Here is a 24331-nt window from a genome sequence, read left to right as displayed (position 1 = left end):
CATGCGCAAGCGACTGAGTGCCGACGCACGCAACGAAGCGCTCATGACACTGGTGGGCTGGAAATTGGTCGAGGGTCGTGAGGCCATCGCCAAGCGGTTCATCTTCCGTGATTTCAATGAGGCGTTCGGCTGGATGAGCCGTGTGGCGCTGCTGGCCGAAAGGATGGACCATCATCCGGAATGGTCGAATGTCTACAAGACGGTCGAGGTGACCTTGGCGACGCATGATGCCGGCGGGCTGACCGAGCTCGACGTCAAGCTCGCCCGCGCTATGGACGCCATGGCCGGCTGATCAGCCGGCCCTGCCCCAGACCGCGACACGGCGCGCAATACCGGGTGGAAGTCGCTTGGCCGCGCTCTTCAGAACGGGCCGCAAGCGTTGGAAACCGACGCTGCAGGCGAGCCGCCCCTTGAGGGAGAGCGGCAGCAGAAGGTCGCGGACACCGGTCTGCCCGTCGGCGTGTTCGAGCTTGTAGGCATCCGACGGGGCCAGCAGGTCGAACACGGCATTGCCGCGTGCCCTGGCGCTGGCGAAGCTGTGATGGATCAGGATGCTGCCGACGCCGCCACGCTCGAAGTCCGGATGGGCTGCGAGGACATGGCCGAAGCTGCGGCCCTTGCAGTCAAGCGAGAGGTCGATGCCGATCGGGACGCCGTCGCAGCATATCGCGGAGACGCGCAGCGAGCTTCCCCCCTCCGCATCTCCGGCAAAATCCCGAAAGAAGGCCGCGAAGCGTGGATCGTCGATCGTCGGCGCGACGGTGCCATGGCGCAGCAGCGCGGCTTGCTTGAATGCCACGGCGTCGCCGGCAAGAGCTGCGGCGGCGGGACCGGGCGGCGGCGCCTCGAAGCTGATCGCACCGCGTTCCTCGAGCCGGCGTAGGCGACGACGGTAATTCGAGCGTTCGCGGGCCGGGTAGGCGCTGCTCGGGCCGTTCGTGCCGACCCGCCAGACCAGATCGGCAAAGGGTGCGTTGAGCTGCTCGATCGGCATGGCCTCACCGAGCAGGCCGGAGGCGGCGAGAATGGAGTCTGCTCGCAGTTTGCGCGCCTCGAACAGATCGGCGCCCAGCCCCCGCACGGCGCGCCATCCTGCTCGCACCAGAGCATCGCGGTCGGGGCCGGTTTCGACGAGGATGTCACCGAATTGCGCCACCGGGATGCCCATGAAACGCAGCGTCTCCAGGCTGCAGCGGCGCTGCCGGAGGAGTGGCCAGATCATTGCAAGGACACCCTGGCGGCGTGCGATCACGATACTGAGCCGGCCATGGCCCTCGAGATAATGCGCGGCCCAGTGCTTCAGGAAGACGTGGCTCTGGAAGACCTGATGCGGCAGGGCGGTGCGTGCAAAGAACGCGTCCCATTCCGGCTGGAGCGCGAGAAAGCCATCGCGCTCGGTAATGACTTCTGTCGTTACGGCTCCGCCGATCTCGGAGCCTTCCCGCCGCTTGCTCATCATTGGGCTCCGGCGCGCAGATGTGCGATCAGCCGCTTCGACCCTGCGATCGGGAAGCGGGCGAGATAAGGCAGGAGCAACAGCGGGTGCCTGGCGGCGAAGGGCGCGTCATGCTCGACCATGTGGCGGATGGCGATGACAGGCAGAGGCGCGCGCAGCGGCCGAAAGTCGGAATTCCAGAGGCCCGGCGCCTCCGACGTGGCATGCATCAGCCCGATCATGCGGTTGCGCCGCAGCGAGTAGAATTTGTGACGGTCCTGGACGCGCTTGAGCATGGCAATGCCGTCCGGGGTGTCACATTTCGGAAAGCCGATGATCACCGTGCGGAAATGCCGCATGCCGGGCTTGCACGGGATGGCGTCGAGCGTGCTGAAGCCGCTGCGAACCTGGGCGAAGGCCGCCTCCTCGCCCGCGGCGCGCTCATCGGAAATGCCGAGGCGAACCGTATCGAGCCGGGCGGCCTGGCGTGTGAAAGGGCAGACGGCGCCGGTCCGGCCGAGATCGACATGACCTTTCATCAGATAGTCTTCGACCCAGCAGAGCAGGGTCGACAGCGGAGCATCGGGACCGGCCTCACGCGCGGATTGGCGCGCAGCTTCGAGCGTCATGATCCCGCCGGGTCCGGCTCTGCCGCTCAAGGTCGCTATCTCCGGCATCAATGCACGCTCCGGTTGCTGTCCCCTAGCGATAGCAAGCTGAAATTAGCGAAGGGTTGATGACGGTTCGTCCTGTTTGGCAGCGGCGTTAGGATTCCCGAAAGATTTGCTCCAGCCGCAGCGCCCGAGCGCCTCCAGCATGTGCGAGGGCGGGGGGGCCTCGATTCTGACCGGCTCGCGCTTGCGATAGAGCGGAACGCTGACAGCGCGGGCATGGAGCTGGAGTCCTGGTCCGCCGTCGCGAGGCGCCGAACCGTAGACTTCGTCACCCAGCATGGGCCAGCCCGAGGCTGCGCAATGCACCCGCAATTGGTGCGTGCGGCCGGTGAGCGGCTCGAGTTCGAGCCATGTCAAACCGTCCGCGCGACCCAGCACCCGATAACGGGTTTGTGACGGCAACCCCTCCGGGTCGACCTTCATCCACCAGCCGCGTTCGGGAGAGCGCCTGGCGAGCGGCAGATCAATCAGCCCCTCGTCGTCCGCGGGGTCTCCCTCGACGATAGCCCAATAGGTCTTGTCGATGCGGCCGTCGCGGAACAACTGGTTGAGCTCGGCCATCGCGCGTGGATGGCGGCCGAGGATGAGGCAGCCGGATGTATCCTTGTCGAGCCGGTGGGCGGCTTCCGGTCGCCGTGGCAGACCAAAGCGCAGGGCGTCGAGATAATCGGTCAGCACGGGGATGACGCGGCGCTTTGCCTGCGGGCCGCGATGCGAGGGCAGGCCGGCGGGCTTGTCGATCACCAGCATCAGCGCGTCGCGATAAAGCAGTGGCACCGGCAGGGCCGCGTCTGGGGTCTCTCGCGAAATTGCTGGTTGATCCGGGCTGCTCATGGCATTGCGCTATCCAAACCAGCGGTGTGGCGCAACTCGGGCGCCCGGCCTGCAGGATGACGGGACGAGTGATGAGCGAGAGCGAACCGAAAAAGCGCGGCTTCTTTTCGAGGCTGTTCGGGCTGGAGCAGGAACAGCCCAAGCCTGCTCCGGAGAGCGTAGCCGAGCCCCCCCCGGAGTTGCCGGATGCCGCGGCCGAGCTGCCTCCTGAGGCTGAGCCGGATGCCCCAATAGCGCCCGATCTGCTGATTGGCGAGGCTGCGCCCCTACCGATCGCGATGCCGGAGGTGGAACCCGAACCGGAGCCCGAACCCGCGCCCGCGCCGATTTCGCCCATGGCATCCGGACAGCCTGCGGAGCCGACTCCGGCGCCGCAGCCGAAGCGCAGCTGGTGGCGCAGGCTGGCGGACGGGCTCTCCCGTACCTCCTCGGCGCTGACCACCGGCATCACAGAGCTCTTTACCAAGCGCAAGCTCAATGCCGCCACGCTCGAGGATCTCGAAGATATCCTGATCCAGGCCGATCTTGGCCTCGCCACCTCGGCGCGCGTCGCCAAGGCGGTGGGCGAGGGACGCTATGACAAGCAGATCGAGCCGGAGGAGGTGAAGGCCATCCTGGCGCGCGAGGTCGAGAGCATTCTGACGCCGGTGGCGCATCCCTTGACGATCGACGCCACGAAAAAGCCGTTCGTGATCCTGATGGTCGGGGTCAATGGCTCCGGCAAGACGACGACGATCGGCAAGCTGGCTGCGAAATTCCGTGCCGAAGGCAAGTCGGTGATGCTCGCTGCGGGCGATACGTTCCGCGCAGCTGCGATCGAGCAGCTCAAGGTCTGGGGCGAGCGCACGGGTGCAGAGGTTGTCTTTGGTCAGCAGGGTGCGGATGCGTCGGGTTTGGCCTTTGAGGCGCTGCAGAAAGCCAGGGCCAACGGGGTCGATATCCTTCTCGTCGACACGGCCGGCCGGCTGCAGAACAAGGCAGGGTTGATGGACGAGCTCGCCAAGGTGGTGCGGGTGATCCGCAAGCTCGACGCGGAAGCGCCGCATGCGGCCTTGCTGGTGCTCGACGCGACGGTGGGCCAGAATGCGATCTCGCAGGTCGAGGCCTTTCGCGAGACGGCTGGCGTGACCGGGCTGGTGATGACGAAGCTCGATGGCACGGCGCGCGGCGGCATCCTGGTGGCGCTTGCTGCCCAGTTCGGCCTGCCGGTGCATTTCATCGGCGTCGGCGAGAGTGTCGAGGATCTGGAACCATTCTCCGCTCGTGACTTTGCACGAGCGGTCGCTGGATTGGGAGAAGCCGCGTGAGCGAGAGTCTGGCCGAGACGACAAAGGACAAGAGCGTTAACCCGCTGCTCAAGCTCGGCCTCGAGTTCGGGCCGCTGGCCATTTTCTTTTTCGCCAATTCCTATGGCGACCGCCTGTTCGGCATCGCAGAGGACCGGCGCATCTTTGTTGCGACCGGCATCTTCATCGTGGCGTCGCTCGTCTCGCTCGGCCTGTCGCGCGTGTTGCTGCACCATCTGCCGCGCATGGCGATCGTCAACGCGGTGGTGGTGACGGTCTTTGGCGGGCTGACGCTGGCACTCGACGATGCCTTCTTCATCAAGGTGAAGCCGACCATCGTCAACACGCTGTTCGGCTGCATCCTGCTTGGCGGATTACTGTTCGGGCGTTCGCTGCTGGCGCTCGTGCTCGAAACCGTCCTGCAGCTCGATGAGGAAGGCTGGCGCAAGCTCACCTTCCGCTGGGGCCTGTTCTTCTTCGTCCTTGCCGCGTTAAACGAGATCGTCTGGCGCACGCAGACGCAGGATTTCTGGGTCGCTTTCAAGGTCTGGGGCGTGATGCCTCTGACCATGGCCTTTGCCCTGGCTCAGACGCCGCTGATCCTGAAGCATGAGATCAAGCCGCCTGCGGCGCCCGGACAATAGGCGGCACTGCAAAGGGGGCGGCAGATCCTCCATTTGGCATCGGATGGATGACTTGATGCGAGATGGAGCGTGTCGTGACCTCCCCGTTACCGATCGACACGGCTGCCGGCGCCTTTGTGGCCTCGCCCATCTGCGAGGAAGCGGCCGGCGCCATGGTCCGCGCCGCGCCCAGCCTCTTCAGCGTCTGCGGCGTAACCGAAGCGGGTGGACCGCTGCCGTGACCGGACGAGCGGCGAAGCCCTCAGGATTGTTTGACGCGGCACCTCATTTCGGCGCGAGGCGGATCGCGCCATCGAGGCGGATGGCCGTGCCGTTCAGCATGTCGTTCTCGACGATGCTCCTGACCAGTGCGGCATATTCGGTGGGACGGCCGAGACGCGAGGGGTGCGGGATCGAGGCTTCCAGGGCCTGGCGATAGTCATCCGGCACCGACGCGAACATCGGGGTCTCGAACAGGCCGGGCATGATCGTCATGACGCGGATGCCAAGCTGGGCGAGGTCACGCGCGATCGGCAGGGTCATGCCGACAATGCCGCCCTTCGAGGCGGAATAGGCCGCCTGGCCGATCTGGCCATCCTCGGCCGCGACCGAAGCCGTGCAGATGAAGACTCCGCGCCCGCCATCGGGCGTGACCGGTGGCTCCGCGGCGAGAGCAAGCGCCGAGCGCGCGATCATGCGGAAGGTGCCGGCGAGGTTGACGGCGAGCGTCTTTTCGAAAGTCGCGAGATCATGGGCCACGAGTTCGCCGGTTTCGCGCTTCTTCGAGACGACGCGGCGGCCGGGTGCAATGCCGGCGCAGTTCACCAGGATGCGCTCGACACCATGCGCCTGACGAGCCATGAGCAGGGCTTCGTCGACCGAGGCATCGTTCGAGACATCGCAAAGGGCAAAGACGCCGCCGATTTCGCTCGCCACTTGTTTGCCGCGTTCGGCATTCATGTCGAAGATGGCGACCTTCACGCCCTGGGAAGCGAGCATGCGTGCAGTGCCTTCGCCGAGGCCGGACGCGCCGCCGGTGACGACGGCTGCGATGGACGAATCGAGCTTCATGTCAGGTCCCTGTTCGCAAAAATGGCTGGACCAGCCTTAATCCGCGCCATCGGCCGCTCCAAGGACGATTCTTGGCGCAACCCTTGTGCAGCCTTGCGACCAGGGCCACATTTTCGGCGCGGGAAATGTGTATTCCGCACTGGGCCGGGGTTTCAGGTCCTTGCACGGAGAGAGAGGAATGAGCGAGGGTTTCAGTTCGCGTTTCAGCGCCGAAGAGATGGCGGCGATCCGGCGGAGCCTGCGCGACGAAGCGCGCTTCGGCGCCGATCTGATGAGCCTTCTCAAGCGGGTCGCCAAGCGCATCCCCTTTGCCGAGGATCTGCTGGCAGCCTATTTCTGCACCCGCGATCCGGCGACCCCTCGGCGTGTCCGGCTGACGCTGCTCGCCGCGCTCGGCTATTTCGTGCTGCCGATCGATGCGATTCCCGACATCATGCCGATCATTGGCTTCAGCGACGATGCGGCCGTGATGGCGGCTGCGATCGCCGCGGTTGCAGGGTCGATCACGCCGGAGCATCGCCAGAAGGCGCAGGACACGCTGGCGGGGCTTTGAGCCCCGTTCAGGGCGTCAGGACGATCTTGCCCTGCGCCTTGCGATCCCCGATCATCGCAAACGCTTCCGCTGCGCGTTCGAGCGGGAAGGTGGCGTGGACATGGGCACTGATGCGCCCAGCTGCGGCCCATTCCAGCAGTCGTTCCATGTTGCGGCGATGCGCCGCCGGTTCGCGCGCGACGAACTCACCCCAGAACACGCCGCGCAGGTCGCAGCTCCTGAGGAGCAGCAGGTTAAGTGGAATCTTCGGGATCGCGCCGCCGGCAAAGCCGACAACGAGGTAGCGCCCCTCCCAGGCCATGGCCCGCAATGCCGGCTCGGCGAGATCGCCACCAACCGTGTCGTAGAGCACGTCGACGCCACGGTTCTCCGTCAGGCGGCGCAGGCCCGCCTTCACATCCTCGATGCTGTAGTCGATCTCCTCCTGGGCGCCATGTTCACGTGCCAGCGCAAGCTTCTCCGGCGACGAGGCGCAGGCGATCACATGGCCGCCGAGCAAGGCGCCGATCTCGACGGCGGCGAGACCCGCGCCGCCGCCCGCGCCGAGAATGGCCAGGGTCTCGCCGGCCTTGAGCCCGGCACGCTGGATGAGGCCGTGCATCGCCGTGCCATAGGTCACGAAGAGCCCGGCAGCCTGCGCGTCATCAAGAGTATCCGGCACGCGCACGATCGCCCGGGCGGAGACCGCGACCTTTTCACGCGCTCCGCCATGCCCGAGCCATACGGCGACACGCTCGCCGATCCGCCAGCCTTCGACATCGCGGCCGATGGCGCTGATGATGCCCGCGCATTCGCCTGCTGGCGAGAAGGGCAGGGGCGGCTTGGTCTGATAGCGATTCTGGATGATCAGCGTGTCGAAGAAGTTCAGCGCCGCCGCCTTGACGGTGATGACGACCTCGCCCGGGCCGGGTTTCGGATCGGGCAGTTCACGGATCACCAGGCTTTCTGCCGGCCCGTGGGTCTCGCAAAGCAGTGCTTTCATCTCTTCGCACCGTCCTTAGCCTGGCTTGTACCCGCGATACCATCCAGACAACGCTGGTCACTGCCCGTTTCCCGGCGGATTGTGCCACGGCCCCGGTGCGGACGGAACCTTGTTCGCGGCAGCGTCATATTCGCATTTTCGCCAGGATCGTGACATCCTATGGTTCAGGCATTCTTGAGATTCCGCGCAAAATGCTTCGGAAATAGAGATGCTGTTAACATTTCTGCTGATTGATGGCGGTCGATGATTCTCAACTACTTCCGAACCGGCGTCACCGCCACCCGGCACGCGAAACTGGCTTCAGCGCTTGTCGCGCTGGCCTTGCCGCTTCTGATGTCCCCGGCCCAGGCGCAGCGAGCGCCTGCTCCGGCGCAACGGGCTGCGGCTTCGGGCCAGGCCCAGGCGATGCTGCTCGAGACTGCCGGAAAGTGGCAGGCTTTCTCGTCGCAACAGGGGCGATCCAAGGTCTGCTACGCGCTTTCCAAGGCGGAAACCCGCATTCCCGCTAATCTCAAGGATGTCGAAGGCATGCTCTTCGTCTCCAGCCGCCCCACCGAAGGGGTGCGCAATGAGATCAGCCTGGTGATGAATTTCGATCTCAAGGAAGATGTCGAGCATCAGGCGATCATCGGCAATGAGCGCTTCGCGCTGGTCGCCAAGGGCCAGAACATGTGGCTCAAGAATCCGGCCGAGGAAGGCCGTATGCTCGACGCGCTACGCAAGGGCGCGAGCCTCGAGGTCAAGGGCACGTCGAAGCGCGGGAATCCGACCAGCGACAAATACTCGCTCGCCGGCCTCAACCAGATCGTCAAGCGCGCCGAAGACGCCTGCAAGTAGCGCGGGCAGGCGGCGCATTTCCGCCGATTTCGCGCTTTATGCGGATTATGATATGAGCCCGCCGAGCGCGGGCGCATGATGCCCGCTTGAGCCCGAGTTCCGATGTCCCTGTCCGTCCCTGCTTCTTCCGCTCCGGCGGCCGAACCCGTTTTGCGACCTGCCTCGCTGGTGGGGCGCACGCGCGCCGGCCTGTCCGATGCGTTGGCTGAAATCGGCGTTCCCGAGAAGGAGCGGCGCATGCGCGTCGGCCAGCTCTGGAACTGGATCTATCATTACGGCGCCCGCGATTTCTCCGCGATGACGACGATCAGCAAGGTCTTGCGCGCTGCGCTGGCTGAGCGCTTCACGCTCGCTCTGCCGGAGGTCACGGCCGAGCAGGTCTCGAGCGACGGCACACGCAAATGGCTGCTGCGGATGCCGCCGGTCGGCGCACGCGATCGTGGTGCCGAGATCGAATGCGTCTATATCCCCGAGGTCGACCGCGGCACGCTCTGTGTCTCGAGCCAGGTCGGCTGTACGCTCAGCTGCACCTTCTGCCACACCGGCACGCAGCGCCTGGTGCGCAACCTCACCACCGAGGAGATCGTGGCGCAGCTGATGGTGGCGCGCGATCGTCTCGGCGACTTCCCCGGGCGCACCCCGCCCGAGGGCGCCTTCGTGCCGAATGACGGCGGCCGCTTCGTCTCGAACATCGTCTTCATGGGCATGGGCGAGCCGCTCTACAATTTCGACGGCGTCCGCGATGCGATCGACGTGATCTCGGACAATGAGGGCTTGTCGCTCGGCCGTCGCCGCATCACGGTTTCGACCTCCGGCGTGGTGCCGCAGATCGAGGCGCTCGGCGCGGAGATGGGCACGATGCTGGCGATCTCGCTGCATGCCGTGCGCGACGACCTGCGCAATGAACTGGTGCCGCTGAACAAGAAGTATCCGATCCGCGACCTGCTCGAGGCTTGCCGCAACTATCCCGGCCTGTCCAACGCCAAGCGCATTACCTTCGAATACGTGATGCTGAAGGGCGTCAACGACAGCGATGCCGAGGCGCGCGAGCTCGTCAGGCTGCTCAAGGGCATTCCGGCCAAGATCAACCTGATCCCGTTCAATCCCTGGCCGGGCACGCGCTATGAATGCTCTGACTGGGACCGGATCGAGCGCTTCTCCGAGATCGTCTACCGCGCAGGCTATGCCTCGCCGGTGCGCACGCCACGCGGGCGCGACATCCTCGCCGCCTGCGGCCAGCTCAAGAGCGAGACTGAAAAGCTCTCGGCTCGTGCCCGGCTGATGCTGGAGCAGAGCGAGGCCGAAGCTGCGGCGCTGGCGGGCTGACATATGCTGCGTTGGCTGCTGTTGATTCCGTTCGCGCTGCTCGTTGCGATGGGCTTTGGGATGTTTGCCCTGCTCATCGCCAGCGTGATTTCGCCTGACATCGCTCTGCTGATCGGCGGCGGCTTCGAGCGTCTGCTCTCAGCGCTCTTCGCCCAGGCCGAGAGCGGCTTCGATCCCGGCCCCACGGCGGAAGCCGCCTTCACGCTGCTCGGCCGGCTGGGCTTTGCAATCATGGTCGCGCCGGTCGTGCTCGTCGCGGTCGGCTCCGAGCTCTTCCGCATCCGCAGCGGGCTCATCCAGAGCGGACTGACAGGCACGCTCGCGGCGCTGTTGCCGCTCGCCATGCTGCGGCTGTCACGCGCACCGACGGCGAGCGAGACACAGATCATCGCAGCGCTGTTCCTGGTCGGGGCCGCCACCGGCTTCGTCTACTGGCTGATCGCGGGACGCGGCGCGGGTGAGGAGCGCCCGCCGCTCGGGCAGGCTTAGCGCCTGCTGCGTGTCTCGGGCGCAGCGCCGACCCGAGACACTCCGAAGCCGATGAGGCCCGGAATTCGCCCGGGCATGATGTAGCCTTCTGTGTTTGCATCGGCTTTTCCGAAAACCGCAATCCACTTTTCGGGCCGATGCTTTAGTCGCCGATCGCCACGCCCTCGCGCCGGCCATCGGCTCCCCCGACAAAGCCTTCAGGGGTCTTGACGATCGCCTGGATGCCGGAGGTCATTTCCAGCAGCCTGACCTCATGGCCCTTGGCCTCGAGCGCTGTCTTCCAGGCCTCGGCTTCAGTGCCCTTTTCAAGCTCGGTGGGGCCATTGCGGCTGCCGAAATTGGCGAAGTCGACGGCGGCTTGCGGATCCATCTTCCAATCCAGCAGGGCGACCAGCGTCTTACCGACAAAGCCAATGATCTGGCTGCCGCCGGGGGAGCCGACCACGGCGTAGAGGCGGCCAAAGGCATCGAACACCAGGGTCGGCGCCATGGACGAGCGCGGGCGCTTCCCGCCCTCGACGCGGTTGGCGACGGGCTTGCCCTCCTCCTCCGGAGCGAAATTGAAATCGGTCAGCTCATTGTTGAGCAGAAAGCCGCCCTTGGTCATCTGCCGTGAGCCGAAACCATCCTCGATCGTCGTGGTCATTGAGACCGCATTGCCGTCTGCATCGATCACCGAGATATGGCTCGTGCCGTTTTCGATGCCGTCCGAGGGGGCAAAGAGCTGGGCCCGCTTGTTGGGGGGATCGCCGGCCTTGGCGCGGCCCATCGACTTGTCGGGGCTGACGAGCCCGGCGCGCGAGCGGACATAATCGCGGTCGATCAAGCCGCTGACGGGCACGCTGACGAAGGCCGGGTCGGCGAGGAAGAGCGCGCGATCGGCGAAGGCGAGGCGACCTGCCTCGCTGAACCAGTGTGCACTTTCGGCTGAAGGGCCGAGCCGGGCCATGTTCTGGGTTTCGAGGATGCCGAGCATCTGCTGGACGGCGATCGCGCCGGAGCTCGGCGGCCCCATGCCGCAAATCCGCCAGACCCGATAGGAACCGCAGACGGCCTCTCGCTCCTCGACCTTGTAGGCTTGCAGATCGGCGAGCGTCATATCGCCGGGGTTGGTCTTGTGACCGGTCACGGTCGAGACGATGTCCTCGGCGATCGGCCCGGAGTAGAAGGCGTCGGACCCTCTCTCGGCGATGGCACGAAGCGTTGCGGCGAAGGCCGGATTCTTCAGGACCGTGCCGACCGCCTTGGCGTTGCCGTCCGGCTCGTAGAAATAGGCGGCGGCACGCGGGTCCTTTGCGAGATTTGTCTCGCCGGAAAGCAGGCCGTTGAGGCGCGGCGAGATGGTGAAGCCGTCTTCTGCCAGCTTGATCGCCGGGGCCATGACTGCGGCCCAGGGCAATCTGCCCCAGCGCTTGTGCGCCTCCTCCAGCAGCTTGACCGTGCCGGGCACGCCGACCGAACGGCCGCCGACGACCGCGTCGATGAACTTCATCGGCTTACCATCGGGGCCGATGAAACGGCCGGGCCTGGCTGCCTGCGGAGCCCGCTCGCGGCCGTCCAGCGTGACGAGGGTTCGTCCGGCCTCGTCCCAGTGCACGAAGAAGGCACCGCCACCGATGCCCGAGCTCTGCGGTTCGACCAGATTGAGTACGAGCTGGATCGCGATCGCAGCGTCGGTCGCGCTGCCGCCGGCGCGCAGGATGTCGCGGCCGGCGCTGGCAGCGAGCGGATTGGCGGCGGCCGCCATGTAGCGCTGCGCGGTGCCGGCGGGTTTGGCGATCCGGCCGGTCGCAGCTTCGGGCGCGGGCGCAAGGGGCTGTGAGGCCGCGCCTCCCGCCCAGAAGGCGCCGGCAGCGGCCAGCGCAAGGAGGGTTGATCGTGCGGCGCGTCGTGATGTGGAGAAGGAGAAGTTCATGCTGCGATCTCCCGCTGCGGGCTGACGCTCATCCCAGCAGCGGAAAGGCTGCGGTGCAAGGTCCGGATAACGCAACGGGTGATTGTGCGAGCTGCCTTTCACCCGCTCGAGCGGAGCGCTAAGCTCCGAATCGATCGCTCGATCACTGCCAAAAGGGGCATCGACATGTCGTTCGCGCTCTCCACCGTTCGTCGCCGCAGCCTTGCGCTTGCGGCCGTCACCCTCTTCGGCCTCGTGCTCGCGGGCTGCGGCATCAACAATGTGCCGACACTCGAGGAAAAGGCTAAAGCGGCCTGGAGCGAGGTCCAGAACCAGTATCAGCGCCGCGCCGACCTGATCCCCAATCTGGTCGAGACCGTGAAGGGCTATGCCTCGCAGGAGCGTGAGGTGCTGACCCAGGTGATTGAGGCGCGCGCCAAGGCGACGCAGGTCAAGGTCGACGCTTCGACCATCACCGATCCCGCGAAGTTCAAGGAGTATCAGGATGCGCAGAATGCCCTGACGGGCGCTCTGGGACGGCTCCTGGTCACGGTCGAGCGCTATCCGGAGCTGAAGTCGAACCAGAACTTCCTCGCCCTGCAGTCCCAGCTCGAAGGTACCGAGAACCGCGTCGCGGTTGCCCGGCGCGACTACATCCAGGCGGTGCAGAGCTTCAACACCGAGATCCGCACCTTCCCAGGCGTGATCTGGGCGCGGCTGTTCTGGGGTGCCAAGGCGATGGAAACCTTCTCCGCGACAGCGGGCGCAGAGAAGCCGCCGGAGGTGAAGTTTTAAGGGGCGCCCGGGGTGCCCCGGCTCGCTCGCGAAACAGGTCGGGCCGCCCCTCTTCCAGAAGGGGGAGGGGTTCTCCGTTATCTCTCCCTGTTGCTTGTCCTGCTCTGGGCCGGCTTGGCGCTCGCTGCCGATCCCAGTTTTCCTAACCTGACCGGCCGCATCGTCGACAACGCCAATCTGCTCGATGCCGCGGCGCGCAGCCGCATTGAGCAGAAGCTGCAGGCCCATGAGGCGAAGACCAGCGATCAGGTCGTGGTTGCGACCTTGCCGTCGCTCCAGGGCTACGACATCGAGGATTTCGGCAATCGCCTGTTCCGGCACTGGCAGCTCGGTGAGAAGGCAAGGAATAACGGCGTGCTGCTGCTGGTTGCGCCGAACGAGCGCAAGGTCCGAATCGAGGTGGGGTATGGACTGGAGGGCGCGCTCACGGACGCGCTCTCGAAGGTCATCATCACCACCGCGGTGGCACCGAAATTCAAGACGGGTGATTTTGCCGGCGGCATCGAGGGCGGCGTCGACGCGATCCTGAGCATTCTTGCTGGCGATGCCGAGGAATGGCAGCGCCGTGCCACTGTCCGCAGCGATGACAGCAGCATTGCGGAGGATGTTGCCGTCATCCTGGTGATGTTCTTCATCTTCATCGTCGTGGTCAGCATCCTGCGTGGGCTGAACCAGCAAGGCAGCGGGCGCAAACACCGGATGCGCGATGGCCGCTGGGTGACGCTGCCGCCGACCAGCTCCGGTTGGGGCACCGGTACGGGCTCCGGCTGGAGCGGTGGCGGCGGGTGGGGTTCGGGCTCTGGCGGGGGCTTTTCAGGAGGCGGAGGCTCGTCCGGCGGCGGCGGCGCTTCGGGGAGTTGGTGATGGATACGCAAGATCAGGAGGCGATCGCGGAAGCGGTCAGGCAGGCGGAAAGCCTGACCTCCGGCGAGATCGTCGTGGTGATCGACCGCGCTGCAAGCAGCTACCGCACAGTGCCTTTGGTGATGGCACTGGTGCTGGCGCTGTTCGTGCCCTGGCCGTTGCTGATGCTGACGGCCACCAGCGCTCCTCGAATCTTCCTGATCCAGCTCGTCTGCGCCGCGATTTTGATGGCGACGCTGCTCTGGTATGGGCGTGGCGGACGCTTCGTGCCGGGATTCATCAAGCGCCGGCGGGCTCATGATGTGGCGCTCCGCGAGTTCACGGCGCGCGGCCTCACCCGAACGCGCGGACGCACCGGCGTCCTGCTCTACATTGCCCTGCAGGAACGCTATGCCGAAATCGTCGCGGATATCGGGATCGACGAGACGATCGATCAGGCGACTTGGCGCGGCATCATCGAGCCCCTGCTCGCGGCGGCGAAGGAAGACCGCTTGCGCGAGGGCGTGATCGATGCGGTTGGAGCCGTCGGCAGTGTTCTGGCCCGCCATGCGCCGCCAGCGGCGGATGACGTCGACGAGCTGCCGAACAAGGTGGTCCTGCTCTGAAACCTCAGTGCGGGCTGCGCGCGGCGCCCAGGATCACCCGGTTGGGCTGCTCGCCCTGGATCAGGACGACATAAGAGTCGGCATTCGGAAGCTGTGTCGTCGCAAGGGGGACCGACATCGTCGTTGCCGCCCCGGCCCATTCGCCAATCTTGACGATGCCGCGCACGACATTGGCGTAGGTCACCGATTTGCCCTTGTTCTCGCCGCGTTCGATGGGAACCGTGACGAGGCGCGAGATCGGCACCAGCCAGATGCCGCCGGCGCGCTCGCTCCCCGCGCCGGTGGGATCGAGCTTGATGCTCAGGTGGCCCGAGGCTTCGGACAGGGTGACGGAGATCGGCAGAGCCGAGCTCGCATGATCTTTGAGCGATCGCTCGATCAGAGCCTTGTCGGAGCCGACCATGTGCGAAGCGCCGTTGATCACGGCCTGGGGCGTGTAGATCTGGCCGTCGCCGCGGCCCTTGGCGTAATATTTCTGGCGCTTGCTGAAAACGTCCTGGCCGAGCGTGTCCTTCCAGCCGAGATAATCCCAATAGGTCACCGGCATGGTAAGGGCGATCAGGCTCGGATCCTTAGCCAACTCGACGAAGAGGGCGTCGGCCGCAGGGCAGGATGAGCAGCCCTGGCTGGTGAAAAGCTCGATCACCGCCCTTGGCGGCTTGACCGGCGTCTGGGCAAGCGCTGCCGCGCCGCCGATCGTGAGGGCAGCGAGGAAGGCAGAAGAGAGGCGTAACCGGCGGGTCATTCTCGAAACTCGGCTTCAAGCTGACTGCGAGATGTTACCAAAGCGCTCAATAAGCCTCACTTGGAAATCACGTTGCCTTGAATTTGGGCTGCGGCCAGGTCGTATCCCCGTAATTCGCCAGCGCAGCGGCCTTGATCATGTTCGGCCGCCAGCGCCGGTGCATCCAGAGCCATTGTTCAGGGTGCTCGCGTACCCAGCCTTCGACCACCGCGGTCATCATCGCCATGGCGCCGGTGACGTCGATCTCGCCGGTTTCGTCGCGGGGCAGGTCGAGTGGTGGGGTCAGTTCGAGCCGGAAGCGCTGCCCCGGCAGCCGGATGACCCGCACGCCATGGACCGGGCAGTCGAACCGGCGTGCAAACTTGCCGAGGATCGGGTTGGTCAGGGCCGGGCGGCCCAGGAAAGGGATCACCACGCCCCGCGTGAAATGCTGGTCGATCAGCATGCCGAGATGGCCATCCCTCTCGAGCACGCCCTGCATCGCGAAGGCGGCGCCCTGCTTCGCGGCGGCAAGCCCGCCCATCGCGCCGGAGCGGATCTCGTGCACCACGTTGGCGATCGCCGGGTCATTCGGGGCGCGGAAGACCGCGGTGGTGTCGAGCTTGTAGGCCGCGGCGCAGATCGCCGGGAGCTCCCAGTTGGCGAGATGCGCCGAGAAGATCAATCCAGGCTTCTCGTCATCTTTCAGCGCGATGAAATGCTCGATGCCGGAGACCTCGACCCGGGAGGGAGCGTCCCGGTTGTCGTCGTCGTAGTCGAAGAGGGTCTTGAGATGGGCGTACTCGGCGGCGGTGCGGCCGAGATTCTCCCAGGCGCCTCGCGCAATCGCCCGAACTTCGGCCTCGTTCTTCTCCGGGAAGGCGGCACGGATATTGGCCAGTGCGACGCGGTTGACCGGAATCAGCGGGCTGACGCTGCGCAGCAGCCAGCCTCCGAGATCACTGGCGCGTTCCGGCCCAAGCAGGCGCAGGAAGCCGAACAAAGCCCGGATCAGGCCGATCATGACGGCCGCGACGAGCCGGCCCGCGAAGTGCTTCAAACGTCTCAATGCCGCGAGGGCCTCTTTCCGAAGAGCCGGAAAGGCCCGGCATCAGCCGCGCGACTTGCGTCAGGAATGCGCGACGGTCAAGTCCGGCGCGCGAATCCCGCGGCTCAGAAGGCGACAATGACCTTGCCGAAGACCTTGCGGCCCTCGAGCCGGGCGAGCCCCTTCTCGAAATCCTCCAGCGGGAAGACCGAGTCGATCACCGGCTTCATGCCGCCCGCCATCTTCTCCAGCGACTGCGCAATGTTCTCGATGCGGCAGCCGAAGGAGCCGAAGATGCGGTATTGCTGCTGGAAGAGCTGCATCAGGTTCATCGTGGTCGAGGGGCCTGACGTCGCGCCGCAGGTGACGAGCCTGCCGCCGCGTTTCAGGCAAAGCAGCGAGCCATTCCAGGTATCGGCGCCGACATGCTCGAAGACGACATCGACGCCCTTGCGCTTGGTGAGCTGGCGCACTTCGCCCTCGAAGCGCTCGGTCTTGTAGTTGACCACGAAATCGGCGCCGAGAGCCTTGGCCTTGGCGCCCTTCTCGTCGTCGCCGACAGTGGTGTAGACGGTGCAGCCGATCGCCTTGGCCATCAGGATCGCGGCGGTGCCGATGCCGGAGCCGCCGGCATGAACGAGAATGGATTCACCCGGCTCCAGCTTGGCATTGTCGAAGAGCATGTGCTGCACCGTGCCGAAGCCGATCGGCGCGCAGGCGGCCTCCTCGAAGGACACGCCCTTCGGAGCCTTGATCACGAGGCGCTCGGGCCGGTTGATCAACTCGCGGGCGAAACCGTCGATATGGAAGCCCATGATGCCGGCGACATTCTCGCAGAGATTGTCGCGACCCTCGCGGCAGGCCTTGCAGTGGCCGCAGGTCTCGGCGCCGTACATGGTGACGGTGTCGCCCTCCCGGAAACGGCTGACGCCCTCGCCGACAGCCACAACCTCGCCAGCGGCCTCGACGCCGGCCGCCTGAGGCATCTTGCGCTTGGCGAAGGCCATGCCGCGGAAACCCCAGACGTCGAGATAGTTCAGGCCGACGGCACGCACGCGAATCTGCACCTCGCCGGCGGCGGGTGGCGGTGGCGGGTCGATTTCGGTCAGCCGCAGGTCACGGTCGCCGAAGAGCTGGAGGGAACGCATGTCGAGCCTTTCAAATACACATCTGCCGGCCGAGCGCGCTCAGCGATGCACGCCGAGCTGTGCCGTCAGGCCACCATCGATCGGCAGGACGGTGCCGGTGATATAGCCGGCCGGGGGGCTCATCAGGAAGGCGGCGAGCCCGGCGATCTCCTCGGGCTTCGCGAAGCGGCCGGCCGGGATCTGGCTTTCCATCTTTTCCCGATAGGCGGCGTAAGGTGCCATCATGTCGGTATCGATGAAGCCCGGCGCGATCACGTTGACGGTGACGCCGCGCTTGCCGGTTTCGACGGCCAGTGTGTTGGCGTAGGAAATCAGCGCGCCCTTCGAGGCGGCATAGGCGGCGTTGCCCGGGTTGCCGCGCAGCGCGGCCACGGATCCGATCGCGACGATGCGTCCGCTGCGGGCGCGGAGCATGCCGCGCATCAGGCTCTTGGCAAGACGCGTGAAGGCCCAGAAATTGACCTGCATGATCGCTTCGGCCTTGTCCTGCACCATCATCGCTGCAAGCGAGTCATAGGGTTGTCCGGCATTGTGGACGAAGCCGAAATAGCTGTCGCCCTCGACCGCCTCGCAGAATGTGTCCAGGGCGCGCTTGTCGGCGAGATCGAGCGGCAGAGCGCGAACGGCCTGGCCGGGATGCGCCGCCCCGATCTCGGCTGCCAGCGCCAGCGCCTGATCGGCCGATGACCGATAGGTGAAATCGACATCATGGCCTGCGGCTGCGAGCGCACGCACGATCTCGGCGCCAACGCCCTTGGCGCCGCCGGTGACGAGAATGCGGGTCATGCCGGCTCCGGGGGGGCGGTCAGCACGAGACAGGTATTCTGCCCGCCGAAACCGAAGGAATTGGAAATGACGGTCCTGACTTTGGCGTCGCGCGCCGTATTCGGCACGACATCGAGTGCAATGGCAGCGTCGGGCTGATTGTAGTTGATCGTCGGCGGGATGCGGCCATTGGCGATGGTCAGGAGCGAGATCACCGCCTCGACTGCACCGGCGGCCGTGAGCGTATGGCCGATCATCGACTTGTTCGAGGAGATCGGCAGGCGCGCCATGCGCTCGCCGAAGACGGCGGAGCAGCTCATCGCCTCCATCTTGTCATTTTCGGGCGTCGAGGTGCCATGCGCGTTGATGTAGTCGACATCGTCCGGCGTCAGTCCGGCATCGGCGAGAGCATCCTGCATGGCGAGGATCGCGGGCTTGCCGTCCGGGCTCGAACGCGTGCGGTGGAAGCCGTCGCCGCGCTCGCCGCAACCTGCGACGATGCCGAGGATGGTCGCGCCCCGCGCCAGGGCATGGTCGTAATCCTCGAGAACCAGCGCCCCGGCCCCTTCGCCCATGACGAAACCGTCGCGGTTCTTGGAAAACGGCTTGGATGCGCCTTCCGGCGGCTCGTTCTGGGTCGACAATGCCGAGAGCAGGGAGAAGCGGATCAGCGCCTCGGCATGCACCGAGCCGTCAGTGCCGACGCACAGCGCCGCGCTCGTCTCGCCGCGCCGGATCGCCTCCACGCCCATCTGGATGGCGGTTGCGCCGGAGGAGCAAGCCGTCGAGAGCGAGATCGGAGAACCCTTGGTGCCAAATCGGTCGGCGATGTGATCAGCAACGCCTCCGAACAGGAAGAGCTCATGCATCGGCTTGTGTTTGTGCGTGGCGGCGGCGCGCAGCAAACCATCATAATCGACGTCGCCGTCGATGGCCTGCGCCAGTTCCTGCTTCTGGGGCCATTCCATCTCGACGGGAGGGACGGCCATGAAGAGCTCGCCGGGAAAATCACCGTCCGAGCCGAGACCGCTCTGGCTCACGGCTTCCTCCGCGGCGAGCGTCGCGAGCTTCTCGGAGAGCTCAGGCGCCGTGAAAGGTGCATCGAAAAGGAAATCGACCGTGCCGGCGATGGTCGTGCGCAGCCCGTCGATCGGAAAGCGCTCGATGCGGTGGATGCCCGAGCGCCCGGCGGTCAGCGCCTCCCAGTTGGTCTGCTTGCCCTGGCCGAGCGAGGTGACGACACCCAATCCGGTGACGGCGACGACGGGGCGGCCCTTGGAGTCGCGATGCTGTGCGCTCATGGCGATGTCCTCACGCTTTCACGAGGCGCGCCGCGCCTTCTCCGCGCCAATGGCCGGCGCCGGTCACGATCGCTTCGCTTGCCTGGTCGTTGGCGAGCGCGACGGCGGCAAGGGCAACCGAAATGGGGAATGCAGCCTCGAGGCTGTGGCCAACGAGATCGCCCGCCGCAACGCGCTTGGCCGCGGGCAGGCTGGCGATGGCCGATGCCTCTTCGCTGGTGATGCCGGCCGCGCCGGTCGCCGCCGAGATGACGAGGGCTGAGGACGACACCGTGCCGAAACCGGCAACAAGCTTGCGCAACGAGGCCTCGACCGCACCCTGTTCGCTGCGGCGCGCGCGGTCAGCCGCGACATGGCTGAGGCCGGCAAGCACCTTCGCGCCACGGGCCTTGGCGCGCTCGGCCGATTCGAGGACGAGGAACGCTGCGGCGCTGCCGGTGATCAGTCCCGGCACATCCTGCCGTTCGAAGACGGGTGCGAAATCACCCTTGCGCAAATAGCCTCCGGCCTCGAGCAGCAGCAGCATGTCGCGACGCTCGGCATTATAGGCGCCACCCACCAGCATGATTTCTGCCTGGCTGGAGGCGACGCGGGCATGGGCTGTACGGATGGCGTCGACGCCGGCCTGCTCTTCGCCCATGAAGGTGCGCGAGGCGCCGGTGACGCCGTGGACGATCGCGATATTGCCGGCAAGAAGGTTGGAGAGCTGCGCCAGGAAGAGCGTCGGGCGCAGGTCGCCCATCAACCGCTCGTTCAGGAAGGCGCCAGGCTGGTTTGCACCGCGCAAGCCGGTCAGGATCGCGGAATCGACGGCATGATCGCGTTCGCCACCACCGGCCGCGACAATGACCTGGAGTTCGCTCTTGGCTTCGGCGTCGTCCTTCAGGCCGGCAGCATCGAGGGCAAGACCAGCGGCATAGACGCCAAGCCGTTGCCATGGCTCCATCTGACGCTGGTCGGATTTCTTCGGAATCTGCCGGTCGAGTTCGAGCGGCTTCAGCCGGTGCACGGGATAAGGGGCGAAACTCTCGGTATCGACGATCGGTGCGACGGAGGAGACCAGAGCCGCTGCATGCGTCTCGATGCCTTCGCCCAGGCTGGAGGCCAGGCCGATGCCGGTGATGACGACGTCACGCATCATGTCAATTCCGTTCCGGAACGAGGCCGATCGCCGCGATCCGTTGCTCCATCAGCGTCCGCATGTCGGCCGGGAACGGCATCAGGCGGAAACGTAGCTCGGCATCGCAGATCGGCTTGCCGTCGATCGCGATCCTTGCCTTGGTGGCGGCGTAGCCCGAGCCCTCGTGAACGAGCTCGGCGCTGACATCCAGCACCGCATCGGGTTCGACGAAGGTGCGGAAGCGCGCCTTGTCCACCATCATCAGGAACGGCATCTGCTGCAACTGGTTGAGAGCGAGCAGGAGATAGCCGGAAGCCTGGGCCATGGTCTCGGTGAGGAGGACGCCGGGTACAAGCGGATGGCCGGGGAAATGCCCCTCGAAAACGGGGCTCGCGCTCGGCACGGTCGAACGTGTGGCGATGCGCTTCTGCGACGGATCGAAGGTCACGACCGTGTCGATCATGTCGAAATATTCGAGGCGCATGCGGGTCCTGACCGGGTGGCGAGCAACAGATGCGCCGAGCGGGCGAGGGATCGCCCGGCTCGGCTGCATCATGCTCTATCGGGAGAGGGTGTCCGTCTCAAGGCCGCCTCGCGATTTCATCGAAGCGGCGGCCCTGCGAGCGAAATTCAGGCCTTCTTGGCCGCGACGAGGTCGTCGATGCGCTGGCACAGGTTCTCGAGCACGAAATACTGCTCCGCCGGCGCCTTGCCTTCGTTGACCTCCTGGGTCCACTGCTCGAGCGGCAATTTGATGCCGAAAGCCTTGTCGATCGCGAAGGCGATGTCGAGGAAAGCCAGCGAGTCGATGCCGAGGTCTTCGATGGCGTGGCTCTGGGGCGTGATCTTCTCGCGAGGAATATCGCAGGTCTCCGAAATGATACCGGCGACCGTCTCGAACGTGGCGGACATGCGGGTGCTCCCGTCGTCTTGGATTGTGGCGGCGGACATCCGGGCGCGCTGGCGCGCGCCTGCCCCAAGCCCCCCGCCAAGGATGGCTGTGACGCCCCATTACACCTACGCCTGCGCGAGGACAACTGGAGGCGCCGCAAGGCGAAACAGGGCCGGCCAGAGGCCGACCCTGCATGTCGATCTCCCCGGCGCCGTCAGACGGAGCCAGGGCAGGGCGCGGACTACGCCGCGATGCCGCGCAGCACGTAGTGCAGGATGCCGGCGTTCTTGAAGTAGTCGAGCTCGTCCAGCGTATCGATGCGGCAGAGAATCGGGACATTCTTCACACTGCCGTCGGCGAAGGTGATCTCCGCCTCCAGCATCTGGCGCGGCTTGACCGTGGCCAGCCCCTTGATGGTGACGCTCTCGTCACCCTTCAGGCCCAGCGAGGCCCAGCTCGTGCCTTCCGGCAGCGTGAAGGGGACGACGCCCATGCCGACGAGATTCGAGCGATGGATGCGCTCGAAGCTCTGCGCGATCACGGCCTTGACGCCGAGCAGGTTGGTGCCCTTCGCCGCCCAGTCACGCGAGGAGCCGTTGCCGTATTCGACGCCGGCGAAGATGACCAGCGGGACCTTCTCCTCCTGGTAGCGCATGGCCGCGTCGTAGATCGGCAGCTCTTCCTTGCTGGGATAGTGGATGGTGTAGCCGCCCTCGCGCCCGTTCGGCCCCATCATGTGGTTGCGGATGCGGATATTGGCGAAGGTGCCGCGCATCATCACCTCATGATTGCCGCGCCGCGTGCCGTACTGGTTGAAGTCGGCGACGGCGACGCCGTGCTCGGTCAGGTACTTGCCCGCCGGCGAGGCGGCCTTGATCGAGCCGGCCGGCGAGATGTGGTCGGTCGTGATCTTGTCGCCGAACAGGCCGAGGATGCGCGCGCCGACGATCTCGGTGACCGGCGAAGGCTTTCTGCCCATGCCCTGGAAATAGGGCGGGTTCTGCACATAGGTCGAGGCATCGTCCCAGGCGTAGGTCTGGCTCTCCGGGGTCTTCACGTCCTGCCAGTGCTGGTCGCCCTTGAACACGTCGGCATATTTCGCCTCGAAGATGGCGCGCGTGACGTTCTGGGCGATGAAGCTCTGGATCTCCTTGTTGGAGGGCCAGATGTCCTTCAGGAAGACGGGCTGGCCGTCCTTGCCCGTGCCAAGCGGCTCGGTCGTCAGGTCCTTCTGGACGCTGCCGGCCAGCGCATAGGCGACGACCAGCGGCGGCGAGGCGAGGTAGTTCGCCTGGACGTCCGGCGAGACGCGTCCTTCGAAATTGCGGTTGCCGGAGATCACGGCGCCCGCGATCAGGCCCTGATCGTTGATCGCCTTCGAGATCGGCCCAGGCAACGGGCCGGAATTGCCGATGCAGGTGGTGCAGCCGAAGCCGACCAGGTTGAAGCCGAGCGTGTCGAGGTCGGTCTGGAGGCCGGACTTGGCGAGATATTCCGCCACGACCTGCGAGCCGGGGGCGAGCGAGGTCTTGACCCAGGGCTTCACCGTCAGGCCCTTGGCGACCGCGTTGCGGGCGAGCAGGCCCGCGGCCATCAGCACCGAGGGGTTCGAGGTGTTGGTGCAGGAGGTGATGGCGGCAATGACGACGTCGCCATGGCCGAGATCATGGGCACGGCCTTCGACGGGAACACGGCGGCCGATCTCGGCGCCCTTCTTGTATTCGGTGTCCATCGCGGCGGCGAAACCCTTGGCGACGGCGCCGAGGTCGACGCGGCCCTCGGGGCGCTTCGGGCCGGCCATCGAAGGCTGGACCGTGGTCAGGTCGAGTTCCAGCGTGTCGGTGAAGACCGGGTCCGGCGTCTCGATGGTGGCGAACAGGCCCTGCGCCTTGCTGTAGGCCTCGACCAGCGCGATCCGGTCCGACTTGCGGCCGGTGGTGGTGAGATAGTCGATCGTCTCGGCGTCGACCGGGAAGAAGCCGCAGGTCGCGCCGTATTCCGGGCCCATATTGGCGATGGTGGCGCGGTCGGCGAGCGTCAGATTGTAGAGGCCGGGGCCAAAGAACTCGACGAACTTGCCGACGACGCCCTTCTTGCGCAGCATCTGGGTGACGGTCAGCACGAGATCGGTCGCGGTGATGCCTTCGCGCAGCGAGCCGGTGAGCTTGAAGCCGATGACCTCGGGCAGAAGCATGGACTGCGGCTGGCCGAGCATGGCGGCCTCGGCCTCGATGCCGCCGACGCCCCAGCCAAGCACGGCCAGGCCGTTGACCATGGTGGTATGCGAATCGGTGCCGACGACGGTGTCGGGATAGGCGACCTCGACCTCCTTGCCGTCGATCGTCTCGGTCCGGGTCCAGACGGTCTGGGCGAGGTATTCGAGATTGACCTGATGGCAGATGCCGGTGCCGGGCGGTACGACGCGGAAATTGTCGAAGGCGCCCTGGCCCCATTTCAGGAAGCGGTAGCGCTCGCCGTTGCGCTCATATTCCAGCTCGACATTCTGCGAGAGAGCCTTGGGCGTACCGAACTCATCGACGATGACCGAATGGTCGATGACGAGATCGACCGGGACGAGCGGGTTGATCTTGGCCGGGTCGCCGCCGAGCGCGACGACGCCATCGCGCATCGCTGCCAGGTCGACCACTGCCGGGACGCCGGTGAAATCCTGCATCAGCACGCGTGCCGGGCGGAAGCCGATCTCCTTGCCGGCCTTGCCCTTGTCGGACAGCCAGGCAACGAAGCCCTCGATGTCGCTCTTGGTGACCGAGCGGCCATCCTCGAAGCGCAGCAGGTTCTCGAGCAGAACCTTCATCGAGAAGGGGAGCTTCGAAATGCCGGGAAGGCCGTTCGCCTCGGCGTCGGGCAGGGAGTAATAAACGTAGCTCTTGCCGCCGACGTCGAGCGTCTTGCGGGACTTGAAGGAATCCTGGTTAGCCATGCGGGCATAATCCTGATCAAGGGGTTGCGGTCGCGATTCGGTCGCCCTTGCGGGCAGGCCAGATCGAAGGCCTAATGCGCATGACGCGCGCGCCGCCCCGGGAGTGCCCGAGCCCCGCGCCGGA

At 65.8% G+C, this 24331-nt stretch carries 26 protein-coding genes; 11 read left to right on the top strand and 15 right to left on the bottom strand.

What is annotated here, in order from left to right; translation table 11 throughout:
- Position 1 precedes the first annotated feature (1 nt).
- Positions 2–292 carry a 4a-hydroxytetrahydrobiopterin dehydratase gene (locus AB4099_RS32235; RefSeq protein WP_113513483.1) on the top strand — a complete coding sequence of 97 codons (291 nt, stop codon included), beginning with the start codon at positions 2–4 and terminating at the stop codon, positions 290–292.
- On the opposite strand, the gene AB4099_RS32230 is transcribed toward AB4099_RS32235, so the two are convergent.
- From AB4099_RS32230 to AB4099_RS32220, 3 genes are all read right to left on the bottom strand, one after another.
- Positions 293–1456 carry a GNAT family N-acetyltransferase gene (locus AB4099_RS32230; RefSeq protein ID WP_162768058.1) on the bottom strand — a complete coding sequence of 388 codons (1164 nt, stop codon included), beginning with the start codon at positions 1454–1456 and terminating at the stop codon, positions 293–295. It lies immediately after the preceding gene.
- Positions 1456–2094, bottom strand: a complete 639-nt coding sequence (locus tag AB4099_RS32225; protein ID WP_441481058.1) for a DUF6875 domain-containing protein — start codon at positions 2092–2094, stop codon at positions 1456–1458. The genes AB4099_RS32230 and AB4099_RS32225 overlap by 1 nt, the downstream gene beginning before the upstream one ends.
- A 63-nt stretch (positions 2095–2157) precedes the next feature.
- Positions 2158–2943, bottom strand: a complete 786-nt coding sequence (locus AB4099_RS32220) for an RluA family pseudouridine synthase (RefSeq protein WP_441481057.1) — start codon at positions 2941–2943, stop codon at positions 2158–2160.
- A gap of 71 nt (positions 2944–3014) precedes the next feature.
- On the opposite strand from AB4099_RS32220, the gene ftsY reads away from it, so the two are divergent.
- From ftsY to AB4099_RS32205, 3 genes are all read left to right on the top strand, one after another.
- Positions 3015–4250, top strand: coding sequence for a signal recognition particle-docking protein FtsY (gene ftsY, locus AB4099_RS32215; protein WP_441481056.1), 1236 nt, complete (start codon positions 3015–3017; stop codon positions 4248–4250).
- Positions 4247–4873 (top strand): septation protein A, encoded by a 627-nt coding sequence (locus tag AB4099_RS32210; protein WP_441481055.1) that lies wholly within the window; start codon positions 4247–4249, stop codon positions 4871–4873. The genes ftsY and AB4099_RS32210 overlap by 4 nt, the downstream gene beginning before the upstream one ends.
- 74 nt (positions 4874–4947) lie before the next feature.
- Positions 4948–5094, top strand: coding sequence for a hypothetical protein (locus AB4099_RS32205; protein ID WP_441481054.1), 147 nt, complete (start codon positions 4948–4950; stop codon positions 5092–5094).
- Between the two features lie 43 nt (positions 5095–5137).
- Here the strand turns inward: AB4099_RS32205 and AB4099_RS32200 are convergent, their stop codons facing one another.
- A complete protein-coding gene (locus tag AB4099_RS32200; RefSeq protein WP_441481053.1) occupies positions 5138–5923 on the bottom strand; it encodes an SDR family NAD(P)-dependent oxidoreductase in 786 nt (261 codons plus the stop codon).
- Between the two features lie 178 nt (positions 5924–6101).
- Between AB4099_RS32200 and AB4099_RS32195 the strand changes: the two genes are divergently transcribed.
- The gene (locus tag AB4099_RS32195; RefSeq protein WP_113513442.1) at positions 6102–6476 is read left to right on the top strand and encodes a YkvA family protein; all 375 of its coding nucleotides are present in this window, start codon (positions 6102–6104) and stop codon (positions 6474–6476) included.
- 7 nt (positions 6477–6483) lie between these two features.
- On the opposite strand, the gene AB4099_RS32190 is transcribed toward AB4099_RS32195, so the two are convergent.
- Entirely contained in the window at positions 6484–7458 is a 975-nt protein-coding gene (locus AB4099_RS32190) for an NADPH:quinone oxidoreductase family protein (RefSeq protein ID WP_113513440.1), read from the bottom strand.
- Between the two features lie 243 nt (positions 7459–7701).
- Between AB4099_RS32190 and AB4099_RS32185 the strand changes: the two genes are divergently transcribed.
- The 3 genes from AB4099_RS32185 (at position 7702) to AB4099_RS32175 (ending at position 10110) form a co-directional block, all read left to right on the top strand.
- Positions 7702–8295 carry a hypothetical protein gene (locus AB4099_RS32185; RefSeq protein ID WP_113513438.1) on the top strand — a complete coding sequence of 198 codons (594 nt, stop codon included), beginning with the start codon at positions 7702–7704 and terminating at the stop codon, positions 8293–8295.
- A 102-nt stretch (positions 8296–8397) separates the two neighbouring features.
- Entirely contained in the window at positions 8398–9621 is a 1224-nt protein-coding gene (gene rlmN, locus AB4099_RS32180) for a dual-specificity RNA methyltransferase RlmN (protein WP_441481052.1), read from the top strand.
- Positions 9622–9624: 3 nt separating this feature from the next.
- Entirely contained in the window at positions 9625–10110 is a 486-nt protein-coding gene (locus AB4099_RS32175) for a hypothetical protein (protein WP_441481051.1), read from the top strand.
- 142 nt (positions 10111–10252) lie between these two features.
- Here the strand turns inward: AB4099_RS32175 and ggt are convergent, their stop codons facing one another.
- Positions 10253–12025, bottom strand: a complete 1773-nt coding sequence (gene ggt / locus AB4099_RS32170) for a gamma-glutamyltransferase (protein WP_441481050.1) — start codon at positions 12023–12025, stop codon at positions 10253–10255.
- Positions 12026–12190: 165 nt separating this feature from the next.
- Between ggt and AB4099_RS32165 the strand changes: the two genes are divergently transcribed.
- The 3 genes from AB4099_RS32165 to AB4099_RS32155 all read left to right on the top strand — a co-directional run bounded on the left by AB4099_RS32165 (position 12191) and on the right by AB4099_RS32155 (position 14268).
- Complete coding sequence (locus AB4099_RS32165; protein ID WP_441481049.1) at positions 12191–12799, top strand: LemA family protein; 609 nt, start codon at positions 12191–12193, stop codon at positions 12797–12799.
- A gap of 90 nt (positions 12800–12889) precedes the next feature.
- Positions 12890–13663 carry a TPM domain-containing protein gene (locus AB4099_RS32160; protein ID WP_441481048.1) on the top strand — a complete coding sequence of 258 codons (774 nt, stop codon included), beginning with the start codon at positions 12890–12892 and terminating at the stop codon, positions 13661–13663.
- On the top strand, positions 13663–14268 hold the full coding sequence (locus tag AB4099_RS32155; RefSeq protein ID WP_441481047.1) for a TPM domain-containing protein: 606 nt from the start codon (positions 13663–13665) through the stop codon (positions 14266–14268). Before AB4099_RS32160 ends, AB4099_RS32155 begins: the two co-directional genes overlap by 1 nt.
- A 4-nt stretch (positions 14269–14272) precedes the next feature.
- On the opposite strand, the gene AB4099_RS32150 is transcribed toward AB4099_RS32155, so the two are convergent.
- The 9 genes from AB4099_RS32150 to acnA all read right to left on the bottom strand — a co-directional run bounded on the left by AB4099_RS32150 (position 14273) and on the right by acnA (position 24207).
- Positions 14273–15013 (bottom strand): DUF1223 domain-containing protein, encoded by a 741-nt coding sequence (locus AB4099_RS32150; protein ID WP_441481046.1) that lies wholly within the window; start codon positions 15011–15013, stop codon positions 14273–14275.
- 67 nt (positions 15014–15080) lie between these two features.
- Entirely contained in the window at positions 15081–16061 is a 981-nt protein-coding gene (locus AB4099_RS32145; RefSeq protein ID WP_113513427.1) for a lipid A biosynthesis lauroyl acyltransferase, read from the bottom strand.
- A gap of 104 nt (positions 16062–16165) precedes the next feature.
- Complete coding sequence (locus tag AB4099_RS32140; protein WP_113513425.1) at positions 16166–17188, bottom strand: zinc-binding dehydrogenase; 1023 nt, start codon at positions 17186–17188, stop codon at positions 16166–16168.
- Positions 17189–17227: 39 nt separating this feature from the next.
- Complete coding sequence (locus AB4099_RS32135; RefSeq protein ID WP_441481045.1) at positions 17228–17974, bottom strand: SDR family oxidoreductase; 747 nt, start codon at positions 17972–17974, stop codon at positions 17228–17230.
- Positions 17971–19254 carry a beta-ketoacyl-ACP synthase gene (locus AB4099_RS32130; protein ID WP_113513421.1) on the bottom strand — a complete coding sequence of 428 codons (1284 nt, stop codon included), beginning with the start codon at positions 19252–19254 and terminating at the stop codon, positions 17971–17973. Before AB4099_RS32130 ends, AB4099_RS32135 begins: the two co-directional genes overlap by 4 nt.
- Before the next feature lie 10 nt (positions 19255–19264).
- On the bottom strand, positions 19265–20395 hold the full coding sequence (locus tag AB4099_RS32125; RefSeq protein WP_441481044.1) for a beta-ketoacyl-ACP synthase: 1131 nt from the start codon (positions 20393–20395) through the stop codon (positions 19265–19267).
- A gap of 1 nt (position 20396) precedes the next feature.
- Positions 20397–20858, bottom strand: coding sequence for a 3-hydroxyacyl-ACP dehydratase FabZ family protein (locus AB4099_RS32120; RefSeq protein WP_069878634.1), 462 nt, complete (start codon positions 20856–20858; stop codon positions 20397–20399).
- A 146-nt stretch (positions 20859–21004) separates the two neighbouring features.
- On the bottom strand, positions 21005–21286 hold the full coding sequence (locus AB4099_RS32115; protein WP_043242327.1) for an acyl carrier protein: 282 nt from the start codon (positions 21284–21286) through the stop codon (positions 21005–21007).
- A 221-nt stretch (positions 21287–21507) separates the two neighbouring features.
- Positions 21508–24207 carry an aconitate hydratase AcnA gene (acnA, locus tag AB4099_RS32110; RefSeq protein ID WP_441481043.1) on the bottom strand — a complete coding sequence of 900 codons (2700 nt, stop codon included), beginning with the start codon at positions 24205–24207 and terminating at the stop codon, positions 21508–21510.
- Positions 24208–24331 lie beyond the last annotated feature (124 nt).

Source organism: Allobosea sp. 2KB_26 (genome assembly GCF_052115715.1).
Lineage (GTDB): Bacteria > Pseudomonadota > Alphaproteobacteria > Rhizobiales > Beijerinckiaceae > Allobosea.
The sequence above is the reverse complement of the archived record's forward strand: the minus strand, read 5'-3'. Positions and strand labels throughout refer to the sequence as shown.